13 protein-coding genes are annotated in these 11958 nt (G+C 63.9%); 6 read left to right on the top strand and 7 right to left on the bottom strand.

Going from position 1 to position 11958, the window contains the following annotated elements; all coding sequences use genetic code 11:
• The 3 genes from G7Y49_RS11110 to nhaA all read right to left on the bottom strand — a co-directional run.
• The coding region (locus G7Y49_RS11110; RefSeq protein WP_165173818.1) for a heavy-metal-associated domain-containing protein at window positions 1-346 on the bottom strand (346 nt) is incomplete at its 3' end.
• A 10-nt stretch (window positions 347-356) separates the two neighbouring features.
• Window positions 357-707, bottom strand: a complete 351-nt coding sequence (locus G7Y49_RS11105; protein ID WP_165173816.1) for a metal-sensing transcriptional repressor — start codon at window positions 705-707, stop codon at window positions 357-359.
• A 295-nt stretch (window positions 708-1002) separates the two neighbouring features.
• Entirely contained in the window at window positions 1003-2742 is a 1740-nt protein-coding gene (gene nhaA, locus G7Y49_RS11100) for a Na+/H+ antiporter NhaA (RefSeq protein WP_241157398.1), read from the bottom strand.
• A 467-nt stretch (window positions 2743-3209) separates the two neighbouring features.
• Between nhaA and hpf the strand changes: the two genes are divergently transcribed.
• Window positions 3210-3788 (top strand): ribosome hibernation-promoting factor, HPF/YfiA family, encoded by a 579-nt coding sequence (hpf, locus tag G7Y49_RS11095; RefSeq protein WP_165173803.1) that lies wholly within the window; start codon window positions 3210-3212, stop codon window positions 3786-3788.
• Between the two features lie 3 nt (window positions 3789-3791).
• Window positions 3792-4010, top strand: a complete 219-nt coding sequence (locus G7Y49_RS11090) for an acyl carrier protein (protein ID WP_165173801.1) — start codon at window positions 3792-3794, stop codon at window positions 4008-4010.
• Window positions 4011-4197: 187 nt separating this feature from the next.
• On the opposite strand, the gene G7Y49_RS11085 is transcribed toward G7Y49_RS11090, so the two are convergent.
• Window positions 4198-4827, bottom strand: coding sequence for an HXXEE domain-containing protein (locus G7Y49_RS11085; RefSeq protein ID WP_165173799.1), 630 nt, complete (start codon window positions 4825-4827; stop codon window positions 4198-4200).
• Between the two features lie 123 nt (window positions 4828-4950).
• On the opposite strand from G7Y49_RS11085, the gene G7Y49_RS11080 reads away from it, so the two are divergent.
• Window positions 4951-5520: a TetR/AcrR family transcriptional regulator gene (locus G7Y49_RS11080; RefSeq protein ID WP_165173797.1), complete on the top strand. Its 570-nt coding sequence runs from the start codon at window positions 4951-4953 to the stop codon at window positions 5518-5520.
• 272 nt (window positions 5521-5792) lie between these two features.
• Here G7Y49_RS11080 and G7Y49_RS11075 read toward each other — a convergent pair whose 3' ends face one another.
• Complete coding sequence (locus G7Y49_RS11075) at window positions 5793-6818, bottom strand: DUF362 domain-containing protein (RefSeq protein ID WP_241157397.1); 1026 nt, start codon at window positions 6816-6818, stop codon at window positions 5793-5795.
• A gap of 254 nt (window positions 6819-7072) precedes the next feature.
• Here G7Y49_RS11075 and G7Y49_RS11070 point away from each other — a divergent pair, with 254 nt between their 5' ends.
• From G7Y49_RS11070 to G7Y49_RS11060, 3 genes are all read left to right on the top strand, one after another.
• Window positions 7073-8158, top strand: coding sequence for a methionine ABC transporter ATP-binding protein (locus G7Y49_RS11070; RefSeq protein WP_206214678.1), 1086 nt, complete (start codon window positions 7073-7075; stop codon window positions 8156-8158).
• Between the two features lie 132 nt (window positions 8159-8290).
• Window positions 8291-8950, top strand: coding sequence for a methionine ABC transporter permease (locus tag G7Y49_RS11065; protein WP_241157396.1), 660 nt, complete (start codon window positions 8291-8293; stop codon window positions 8948-8950).
• Between the two features lie 199 nt (window positions 8951-9149).
• Window positions 9150-10037, top strand: coding sequence for a MetQ/NlpA family ABC transporter substrate-binding protein (locus G7Y49_RS11060; protein ID WP_172137010.1), 888 nt, complete (start codon window positions 9150-9152; stop codon window positions 10035-10037).
• Between the two features lie 159 nt (window positions 10038-10196).
• On the opposite strand, the gene G7Y49_RS11055 is transcribed toward G7Y49_RS11060, so the two are convergent.
• Together G7Y49_RS11055 and G7Y49_RS11050 are read right to left on the bottom strand one after the other, a co-directional pair.
• The gene (locus tag G7Y49_RS11055) at window positions 10197-11693 is read right to left on the bottom strand and encodes a folylpolyglutamate synthase/dihydrofolate synthase family protein (protein ID WP_241157395.1); all 1497 of its coding nucleotides are present in this window, start codon (window positions 11691-11693) and stop codon (window positions 10197-10199) included.
• Window position 11694: 1 nt separating this feature from the next.
• On the bottom strand, window positions 11695-11958 hold a 264-nt coding region (locus G7Y49_RS11050; protein ID WP_206214676.1), incomplete at its 5' end, for a hypothetical protein.

Raw genomic sequence — 11958 nt, 5'->3', positions numbered from 1 at the left:
CCGCGGGCGCGCCGGCTGCGGGCGCGCCGGCCGCGGCATCCGCGCCTTCGCCGCCCGCAGGGGCCGCGCCCTCAGCAGCCGCCTCGGCCTTCTCAGCATCCTCGGCCAGGAAGGGGTTCTCTCCGTCCTCGGGCATCACGACCACCTTGAAGTTCGTGTCGTCGAGGGCGTGCAGCAGCGCGTCGAGGCCGACCTGCGCGTCGTCGTAGCGCACGCTGCCCGCCTTCCCCTCCAGGTCGACGCTCACGTCGAGCACGCCCGGCAGCTCGCGGTAGTGGCGCTCCACGTTCGCCACGCACTTTCCGCAGTGCATGTTGTCGATGGCCAGCGCGATGGTTCTCTCCATGCCGGCCCCCTTAGGAGAAGCGCCGAATGAGGTCCATGACCTCTTCGACCACCTCGTCGTTGCCTGAGCGGATCTCCTCGACCACGCAGGTCTCCAGATGCTCGCGCAGCAGCATCTCGGACACGCGGCGGATCGCGCTCTCCGCCGCCGCGAGCTGCATGAGCACGTCGCCGCAGTAGCGGTTGTCGTCGATCATCGCCTTCACGCCGCCGAGCTGCCCGATCGCGCGGTTCAGCCGCTTCTGCACGTCGCGCTGCAGCTCCTCGCTGCGCGGCGTGTGCTTGTGCTTGCAGGCGCACGTGCGCGCGCCTGGCGCCGCGTCAGCGCGCGGCTCGCACGCCTTGTCCTTCTGCTCGTGCATGCCGTTCTCCTTTCTGCATACCCCCAAGGGGTATCTTGTCGTTCAGCGGCATTATATACCCCCGAGGGGTATAAGCAAGGGGGATCTCGGCAAGAAGGGATCCCGCAGAGGCGCAGGAGAATTCGCGCGAGGGATCTCGGTCGGCAAGCGGGCGCCGCCGGCAGGCGGGCGCCGCACGCGACGGCAGGGCGCGGGCCGGCAGGGCGCCGCACGCGACAGCAGGGCGCAGGCCGGCCTACGTCGCACGCGACAGCAGGGCGCGGGCCGGCGGGCTCTCGCGCTCCGTCCCGCGCCGCTAGCCCTTCCGGCGCTCCACCACGACCTCGGCCACCCCGGGCTTCGCGCGGCGCGCGGCGTCGACCTTGTCGTAGAGCTCCTCGTCATCGAGGCTCGCCATGAGCTGCTCGGAGGCGCGCGCAGCCTCGACCCCGGCGGTCTGGCGGCACACGTCCTCGCTGCTCGTGGTGACGTAGGCCACGCCGCGGTGCTTGTCCGCCCGCGCCTGCATGAGCAGGAACATGAAGCCTGCCACGCCCGCCACCAGCGACGCCGCCAAGATGCCCAGCTTCGCGGCGGAGATGAGCGCCTCGTCGTCGTACGCCAGGTTCGCCACGAAGATCGCCATCGTGAAGCCCACGCCGCCCAAGATGGCCGCGCCGAGCATGTGCACCCAGTTCACGTTCTCGGGGAGGCTCGCCACCTTCAGCTTCACCGTGAGGAAGCTGAACAGCATGATGCCCACGGGCTTGCCCACCACCAGGCCGAAGAACACGCCGAGGAGCACCGGGCTCGAGGCCAGCGCGCCGAAGTCGGCGCCCGCCAGCGCCACGTCGGCGTTCGTGAGCGCGAACAGCGGCAGCACGCCGAAGTACACCCACGAGTACAGCTTGTGCTCGAGGCGCGTGGCCGGCGGCACCACCTGGCGCGTCACGCGCGAGAGGTTCTGCACCGTCTCGATGTACTCGCCCTGCGCGATCACGGGCACCTCGGCGTCATACACCTGCCGCGCTTCGCGCACGCGGTCGTTCGACCAGTTCAGGAAGCTGTTCAGGTTCACGCGCGAGCCCGAGGGGATGGTGAACGCCAGAAGCACGCCCGCGATGGTGGAGTGCACGCCCGACATGAACACGCAGAACCACAGCACGGCGCCGATGATGAGGTAGGGGTACAGCGAGAAGATGTGCGCACGGTTCATCACCAGCAGCACCACGAGCACCGCCGCCGCGCAGCCGAGCCACGCGAGGGACGGGGTCGTCCCGTAGAACACCGCGATCACGAGGATGGCGATGATGTCGTCGGCCACGGCGAGCGTGGAGAGGAACACGCGCAGGCCGTTCGGCACGCGATTGCCCAGAAGCGCCATGATGCCGAGCGCGAACGCGATGTCGGTCGCCGTGGGCACGCCCCAGCCCTGCGCGGTGGCGGGGTTGCCCGCGTTGAACGCCGAGTACACCACGATGGGCACGGCCACGCCGCCGACCGCCGCGATGATGGGAAGCGCCGCCTGGCGGATGTTGGTGAGCTCGCCCACCGTCATCTCGTACTTGATCTCGAGGCCCACCAGCAGGAAGAACACGGCCATGAGCACGTCGTTTATGATGTGCGCGAGCGACATCTCGCCCACGAAGTCGCCGAAGCCGATGATGACGTGCGTGTGCCAGAACTCGAGGAACGGCTCGTGCGCGCCGGTGTTCGCCACCACGAGCGCCACGATGGCGGCCAGCAGCATGACGCCCGCCGCCTTGGTCGAGGAGTGCGTGAAGTGGATGAGGCGGCGGTAGCGGCGCTGGTGGCCCTGCACCTCGTCGATGTAGATGCCGTGCGGGTCTGGGTTGCTGGCGCTCGGATGGATGGGGGCGCCGGGGGCGCCGGAAGACGACGCGCCGTCGGGGGCGCCGGACGCCGCGGCGAAAGCGCCGGGCGCCGCGGAGGGCGCGTCGGGTATCATGCCGAGCACGTCGGACATCGCAGGCACGGAGAACGCGGGCGCGGGCGCCGCAACGTCCTCTTCGCGCGCGCCTTCCGCTTCACTCACAGGGGGGGTCTTCTTCTCCGCGCCCATGGCAGCACCTCTCATGTCCCGTCTGGCCGAGGCCCTCACGTAAAGTTCTCTTCTTCTGTTCTTTTCAAGAACCTTACCAGATAACTCACCGCCGGGCACTCATTCGCGACGCACTCCCGCAAAAAAGCCGCGAAACAGACCACGCTTCCGCGCGTATCGCGCCCACGTTTGCCCAACGCGCGGCATTTTCGCAGATAACGACCGCTTTTCGCACGTCATGCCCCACTCGTTGACCGCCTGACTTCAATTTGTGCGCCGTGTGCAAAACGTTTTGCGCTATGCTTGTCTTGCAGCCTTGAGACGAGGAGCCGCCGTTGAGGAAACCGTCTGATAAGCGCATGAGCGTGCGCGTCTTGGAAGACAGGGTCCGCGCGCATGCGCAGGAGCAGCTCGCCCGCCTGGCTGTTTTTTGTTCGCCACGAGTTGAGAGGTGATACTTCATGAGCATTACCGTATCCGGACGCAAAATGCCCATCACCGACGCACTGCGCCAGTACGCTGAAGAGAAGATCGGCGCTGCCATCAAGGTCATCGAGGCCGACCCCATCAACACCGAGGTCGTGCTGTATAAGGAGAAGAACCCCGCGAATCCCCTGCCCGCCATCTGCGAGGTAACCGTGCGCGTGAAGGGTCACATCGTGCGCGTCGAGGAGAACGAGGAGGACATGTACGCGGCCATCGACGTGGCAGCCGCGAAGGTGTCCCGCCAGCTGCGCAAGTACAAGACGCGCGTGATCGACAAGAAGGTCCGCTCCGCCGAGAAGGCCGTCGACCTCGCCCCCGCTCCCGTCGAGGGCGAGCTTGACCTCGACCGCCTGATGGAGGAGCTCACCGACGACGAGGTCGTGCGCGTGAAGGAGCTGGAGTTCGCTCCCATGACCGAGGAGGAGGCCCTCATCGAGATCGACCTCATCGGACACGACTTCTTCGTCTATACTGACCGTGACACCGACCGCGTATGCGTGCTGTACCGCCGCGACGACGGCGGCTACGGCCTGCTGAAGCAGAAAGAGGACTAGCTCGTGGCTACCATCGACACCATCCGCTCCATCCTTGAGGAGAACCTCGACATCGCCCCTGAGAGCGTCACCGAGGAGTCCACGTTCGACTCGCTCGGCATCGACTCGCTCGACATGGTCGAGCTGATCTGCGAGCTGGAGGACCAGCTCGGGATCGACTTCGGCGAGCCCGAGGGCCTTGAGACGATGACCGACCTGGTGGAGTACATCGACAACCTGTAAGACCAGGCTGCAAGAGCTGTGCCGAGAGGGCCCCGCGAGGGGCCCTCTCGTCGTCTCGGGGCGCGAGACGCGACGCGGCGGAAAGACGGGTGGTATCGCGATTTCCCCAAGCTGATGCCCTTGCACGCGCAAGGATCGTCGGGGCCGCATTGATGGCCGCAGCCATCTGCGCCAAATGGAAGCTGCGCTATTTCATGCCGTGCACGCGACGAAGGTTAGCGCGAATCATCTTCGGGAGATCCCTGTACTTCATGCCGTTAGTGCGTACTACCTGCCTTTGGATTGGAACAAACGTAGCGACGAGCAACAGGGCTCCGACAGCATATTGCCACCCCTCCACAGCACCGCTTTGGACGACAAGCGCGAGGGCAAAGGCGCTGAGCGCGAACATGAGCATCGCCGTAAGCATGCCCGGAGTATAGCGCCTATGAAGCTTGAATATGCGGATTGACGCGGTATGGACGATCCCCTCGAGGAATCCCAAATAGAGTGCGGGCAGAATCAGCCAAAGGTGTTCCGGGAGGAAGTACGGAACGAGCACGTAGACGAGAATAAGGAAATCGACGTAGATTCTCGAAGTCTTCTTTCCTTCGGTCGTCACAGCAACATCAGCATGCATCACCTCACCGACCATCATGTCGACGAAGCCTCCGGGATACACGTTCTCCTCCCACTCGTGCAGAAGAAATGCAAGCGCATAAGCGAGCGCAAGCTGCTGAGCAAGGTGGGCTGGAGTCACGAAGATAGCCGAAAGGGTCAAGAAGAAGAGCGTGATCACTGAGTAGATTTCTTCGCTGTAGTATCTGATGAAGTGCATATCCAACGCTCCGTTCAACTAGGCCTTAGTCCGAGTCTTGCACCGAGAGCCGAAAAGTGGAATATACTGTTTGCACATATAGTGCGATATCGAACCCTTAGGCTAACAATGACCAAAGAAACCGTGAACGACAACGACCTCCGCGTGGTCAAAACACGTGAGAACATCGAAGCCGTATTCCTAGATCTTCTGGACAAAGAGGACTTCTCCAGAATTACCGTGACTCAGATCGTCAAAGCGTGCAGGATATCCAAAGGCACGTTCTACTACCACTACAAGGACAAGTTTGACCTTGCGGAGAAGATGCTGCGACGGCAGTTTGCCCGCTATGAGGAACTCGTGCGCGCGGTGGAGAGCAGGGAAGAAAACGTTCCTGTCGACATTCCAGCGCTGACCAGCCTTGCCGAGAGCATTGCAGAAGATTATCGAAGTCTCAGCTCCATCCATACGAGAGACTTTGATGCCAAGAAGGAGCTCATGGGTTTTCTTCAACAGCGTTTCTTAGAACACATGCAGGGGGATGCCGACTCGTCGCCGAAGCACAGCTACCAGGTTTCCCGGATGCTCGCATCGATCATTGTCACCGAGGTCGAAATGATCATCGCCGGAGAGGCAGAGCCCGGCGACCAGTTTATTGAGTCCATCGGAGAACTTGAAAGATACCTTGCGAAAATCGACTTACGCACGATATAGCATTTCCCTGCTTGACTAGCGCGCAGCAATCAGCTCCCATCAACCCTCTACTCTGCTAGACTTATTCCATATCCTCTGTTTTGCTGGTATTGGCTCCTCTGAAATGCCGAAATGCTCGGAGGCGCGATGCGAGACGAATCGCAGAAGCCGGGGGCTACCTCGATGGAATCGTCGACGGAAGGTGGCGAACAACCCCGCGGCAAGAAACCCGAAGCCGTCTCCCCAAAGATCCGCAGGCCGCCTACGACATGGGCAAACGGGCGGGCGGAACGTCAGTCAGCGTAGTGCCCCTGACCGTCGTCAATCCAAGCATCGCCCACATGCGCGGCAATCTCGGCTGCGGTTATTTCCTTGCCGTCGTTATCCAGATCGATGATCTTGTAGCGCACGTTGCCCATGCCCAGCTCGGCCATGTACGTCAGCTGACGAAGGCCGTGGCGCGACTCGATGCGCTCCACCATGTCGTGGCGCACATCGGGCGGCATGGCGTAAATGATATCGACGCAGGCTTGGTCGATCGCCAGCATGTCAAGCGACGAAAGGATGCCGACGTCCGGCGTCACCACGGGCTGCGCCTCCACGCCCTCGCAGTCGCAGCTGACTGACATGTTGCGCATCGCGTTCACGAAGGCGATGCTGCGACCGAAATGATCCACCGCCGCCTTGGCCGACTCGGTCATGCGCTCCATGAACTCTTCCTCTGATATATCCCACATGTCAGAAGAGCCGGGAGTGGTGTGGATCATCTTCTTACCCACTTGGCCATCGGCGCACCCGATGCCGATGTTCTTGTTGGCGCCACCGAAACCGCCTTTGGAATGTCCCTTGAAATGCGTCAGCGCAAGAAACGAGTCATAGCCAAGAAGGCTCTTGCCCATGGACATCTCCTCAAACCATTTGCCGCCATGCACGGGAAGCATCGTCGTGCCTTCGGCATCCATGATGTCCACCGGCGCGAATGTCCAGCCGTTTTCCTGAATTGTCTTTCTATGAACCTCCGTGTTGTGGCGCCCGCCCTCGTAATAGGTGTTCGTTTCCACGATGACGCCGTTTTCCAGGCGTTTTTCCATGAGCTCCTTGACCCATGGCCGTGGGATGATGTTGGGGCCATGCGGCTCGCCGGTGTGCAGCTTCACAGCCACCTTGCCCGTCAGCACGTCCGACACCTGGTCATAGGCTTTCAACAGTCCCTCAGGGGTCAGCGCGCGCGTGAAGTAAACGACGGATTCGCCGCCAGTACGTTCGTTGTAGGGAATGTACACGTTTCCTCCAACGCCGGGCGCGATGCTTTCTGTCATTGCTGCTCCCTTCGATTCAAAATCGGCGTTCGTTCTGCTTATCAACATACTAGAAGCTAAAGTTAGCTTTATGTCAAGGCGTCGCACCGCCGCTTCAGCCGCGCGGCGGGTCTTGCGGCGTCAGGCGAAGTTTTAAACAGCCTCTCCCCAGTCTCTCCCCAATCGTTCTTCAGAGGATAGAGGCAAGCTATCGTTTGAGTCGATAGTCAATCATCGTCATTATGTGCTTTTCAGATAAACCGCGATTTATTACCATGCGTTACCAGCAATTGGCAACCGACCGTTCGCAATTTCGAAAGGCACGCCTAGTGATCGAGCTTCGCCACATAGAAAAGACGTTCCGCCCGGGCAAGGAGACCGTGACCGCCGTCAAAGACGTCAGCCTTGCCATTGGCGACGGCGAGATCTTCGGCATCATCGGATTCTCAGGCGCGGGCAAGTCCACCCTGGTGCGGTGCATCAACCTTTTGGAGCGCCCCACCTCGGGCGAAGTGATCATCGATGGCACCAACCTCACCAAGCTGTCGGCGAAAGAGCTAAGAGCCGCCCGCAAGAGGATCGGCATGATTTTCCAGCAGTTCAACCTGTTCTCCCAGCGCAGCGTGGCCGCCAACGTGCGCTACCCGCTTGAGATCGAGGGAACTCCGAAGGCCGAAGCCGCCAGGCGCGTCACCGAGCTGCTGCGCCTGGTAGAGCTGGAAGACAAGGCCGATGCGTACCCCGCTCAGCTTTCCGGCGGCCAAAAGCAGCGCGTTGCCATCGCACGCGCGCTGGCCAGCAACCCCAGCATCATCCTGTGCGATGAGGCCACCAGCGCCCTGGACCCCCTGACCACCCACTCCATTCTGGAGCTGCTACGCAAGCTTAACCAGCAGCTGGGAGTGACCATCGTGGTCATCACCCATGAGATGCGTGTGATCGAGCAGATATGCAGCAAAGTGGCCGTGATGAGCGACGGCCAGGTGGTGGAACACGGAAGCGTGAGAGACGTCTTCTTGCGACCCCAATCGGAAACCGCGCGGCGGCTCATACACCCCACCCCCCAGACGGGGCTTAGCGCGGCAGCGCCCGTGAATACGCTTCGCCTCGCCTTCACGGGCGAAGAATCGGGAGCGCCGGTCATATCCGACCTCACCGTGCAGTGCAACGCCATGGTCAGCATCCTGTCCGCCAACACCGAGAACATTGGCGGTCGCCCGTTCGGGCAGATGCTCATCGAGATGCCCGATAACAAGGCGGCGCAGCGCAGGATATGCGACTACCTGGACGCGCGGGGCATCGTCTACGAGCGCGGCGACGAAGGAAGCGGCCGAATGCCCTCGCCCGTCGACGAAGCATAGCGCGCTTCTCAATAAACGGGCGAAAACAAGAGTACGCACGCAAGAAGAAACCCTTCAGTACACAACAGGGCTGACACGGGAAGCCATCCCCCGTGTCAGCAAAGAAACACCTCTGGAAAGGAGGCGCGGGCAGTGTCACCCGAGCTGGCAAACCTGATTCTCACGGGAGTAGGAGAAACCCTGTATATGGTGATCGTCTCCACGCTGGTGGCGTACCTGCTGGGCGTTCCCCTGGGTGTCATCTTGTACGTGACCGACAGCAAGGGCATCCGCCCCAACCGCCTGGTGAACCTGACGGTGGGCATCGTGGTGAACGTGCTGCGCTCCATCCCCTTCCTTATTTTACTGGTGATGATTCTGCCGTTCACGCGCCTGGTGGTGGGCACTACCATCGGCAGCACGGCGACCATCGTTCCCTTGGTGGTGGCTGCCGCCCCCTACGTGGCCCGCATGGTGGAATCGTCGCTGAAGGAAGTGGACGCAGGCGTGTTGGAGGCAGCGCGCGCCATGGGCTCGTCGGTGTTTCAGATGATCGTGCGCGTGGTGCTTCCCGAGGCGCGGCCGTCGCTTCTTTTAGGTGCGGCCATCTCGCTGGCAACCATCCTGGGCTATTCGGCCATGGCTGGCTTCGTCGGCGGAGGCGGTCTGGGCGCCATCGCCGTCAACTACGGATACTACCGTTACCAGTTCGACGTAATGCTCATCACTGTGGTGCTGCTGGTGATAATCGTGCAGATATTCCAAGAGGGCGGCTTGGCGCTGGTGCGCAAAACGGACAAGCGGCTTCGCTAGGCGAACCCTCGCGAACCTTTTGTTAGGCGAGTCCTCGCGCACCACTGTAGGCATGGACGAGCGTGCGCAGGCGCGAGCGCGCCCCTACGAGCCTCTGCGCACCCCGCGAATCCCGCGCTCGTGTACGAACATAAGCGCATACGACAAACGAAAGCCAACGTTACAACAGACCGATACATAAGAAAGGAAAGGAACCATCATGACCAAGGAAATTTCACGCAAGGCGTTTCTGAAGAAGGCCGCAACGCTTCTCGTTGCGGGCGCGCTGGGCACGGGACTTCTTGCCGGATGCTCCGCCAACGGGCAGAGCGGCGCAGGCTCGCAAGCGGCGTCAAGCGGGGCGGGCGCCGCAAGTGGCGACAGCGTCATCACCGTGGGCGCATCCCCCACGCCCCATGCAGAGATCCTCAAAGTGATCGCCGACAACCTTGAGCAGCAGGGCTACGCCCTAGAGATCAAGGAGTACAACGACTACGTCCTTCCCAACACCGCCCTGCAGGACGGGGACCTGGACGCGAACTACTTCCAGCACATCACCTACCTGAACGACTTCAATGCGGAGAAGGGCACCGACCTGGTTTCCGCGGCAGAGGTGCACTTCGAGCCTCTGGGCCTGTACTCCCAAAAGGTGAGCAGCATTGCCGATCTGCCCGATGGTGCTAAGGTGGCGGTTCCCAACGACACCACCAACGAGGCGCGCGCCCTGCTGCTGCTGGAGCAGGAAGGCCTCATCAAGCTGAAGGAGGGCGCGGGACTGACCGCAACGAAGATCGACATCGTGGAGAACCCGAAGAACCTGGTGATCCAGGAAGTGGAGGCCGCCCAAGTGCCACGCACGCTGGCCGAAGTGGATCTGGCTGCCATCAACGGCAATTACGCGCTGAACGCCGGCCTTGACGTGGACAGCGCCATCGCCAAGGAGTCTTCCGAGGACGAAGCAGCCAAGGCCTACGTGAACGTGCTGGCCGTGAAAGCTGGCAACGAGAACAGTGACAAGACGAAAGCGCTGGTGAACGCCCTGCTGTCCCCCGAGGTGGCGGAGTACATCGCAAGCACCTACAACGGCGCAGTCGTAGCCACGTTCTAACTCATCTCCCACAAAATAACGAAAGATCCCCTGGCGAGGGGGTCTTTCGTTATATGCTGGCTTCTCTTGCCCGATCGTAGGCAAGCGCGCAGGCTCCCGGTTAAGCCCGTCGAGGACGGAAGCCTCGCGCTGGCATGCGGGCCGCCTCAGGTGGCGAAGCTACAGCGCGGCCTTGATGGCCCCCACGGCGTAGAGGGTGCCGAAGGCCACGACGACGCCGTGCGTGCCGGCGAGCGCGCGGGCGCGGGCGAGGGCCGCCGCGGGGCTTTCCGCCGCCTCCACGTGCGGGCGCGCGGCAGGCGCGCCGGCAACGATCATGCCGGCCGCGCGCGCCGAGGGCGCGTCGGGCCCGTCAGCCTCGCAGACGCGGGGCGCGCAGGCAGCCTCGACGGCGGCCGCGAGGTCAAGGGCCGGAAGCGCGCGGGGGTTGTCGGGCGCGTAGGTGACGAACGCGCGGGCGAAGGGCGCCACGGCCTCGATCATGGCCGGGTAGTCCTTGTCGGCGAGCACGCCCATGGCGAACGTCACGCGGCCCCGCGCCGCGTCAGCGCCGCCGAGCAGGTCGGAAAGCGAGGCGGCGAGCGCCTCGGCGCCCTGCGGGTTGTGCCCGCCGTCGACGATCGTGAGCGGGTCGCGCGCCACCACCTCGAAGCGGCCCGGCCACGCGGTGAGCGCGATGCCCTCGGCAAGCGCCGCGTCCGTGATGCGCCACCCGCGCCGCCGCAGCACTCCCGCCACCTCGACGGCGAGCGCCGCGTTCGCAGGCTGGTAGCTGCCGAGCAGCTGCGTCTCGAAGCTCGCGCCCTTGTAGCGGAAACGACGTACGAATGTTTCACGTGAAACACTCGGGGAAGCGCCTTCCGCACCCTTCGCGCCTTCCGCCCCGCGCGCGACCGCGGGCGAGCCGGAGGCTTCCGCCCCTTCCGAAGCCGACGTGAGCGGGAGCACCTCGAGCTGGGCGAAGTCGGGCGTGACGAGCTCGCAGCCCCGCTCGCGCGCGACGCGCTCTACCACCGCGGCCGCCTCGGGCTCCTGCGGCCAGCTCACCACCGGCGCGCCGGGCTTGATGATGCCCGCCTTCTCGCCCGCGACCTCGGCGAGCGTGCTTCCCAGAAGCGCCGTGTGGTCGAGCCCGACGCGGCAGATCACGCTCATCTCGGGCGCGTCGATCACGTTCGTGGAGTCGAGGCGCCCGCCGAGGCCCACCTCAAGCACCACCACGTCGCAGCACGCCGCGCGGAAGTGCTCGAGCGCCACGGCGCACATGAGCTCGAACTCGGTGGGGTGCTCGCCCGTGGCCGCCTCCAGGGCGCTCGCGTGCTCGCGCACGGCGAGCGTGGCGCGCGCGAGGTCGTCCCGCGTGATGTTCGCGCCGTCCACGCGGATGCGCTCCTCGAACGTCTCGATGTAGGGGCTGGTGAACAGCCCGACGCGGTACCCCGCGCACGTGAGCGCCGACGCCACGTAGGAGCACACCGAGCCCTTGCCGTTCGTGCCCGCCACGTGCACGAACCTCAGGTCGTCCTGCGGGCGGCCCATGCGCTCGAGCAGCGCGGTGATGCGCTCGAGGCCCAGCCGCGACGCCTGCCAGCGCGGCGTGTTGATGTAGGCTACCGGGTCGAACTCCTGCGGCGCGCGCGCCGCCCCCTCCCGCACGCTACATCGCCCGCCGCTCGCGCATGACGGCCGCGGCGGCGCGCGCGGCCAGGTCGGCCTCGACGCCCACCTGCAGGAGGGCCCGCACAAGAGCGATCTCCTCCTCCGCTGCCGCGAGGCGCGCGGCGTCGAGCGCCGCGGCGTGCGCGGGGCTCTCGGGCGCAGGGGCGCCCGCGGCCTCTTCGGCGCGCTCCGCACGGCTCGCCGCGCCTTCCGCGCCAGCAGCGCCGTCAGCGCTCGTCGCTTCCGTCGCTTCCGCGCCAGC

Source organism: Adlercreutzia sp. ZJ242 (genome assembly GCF_011038995.1).
Lineage (GTDB): Bacteria > Actinomycetota > Coriobacteriia > Coriobacteriales > Eggerthellaceae > CAAEEV01.
Note: the sequence above shows the minus strand (reverse complement) of the source record. Positions and strands in the feature narration are given on the sequence as shown.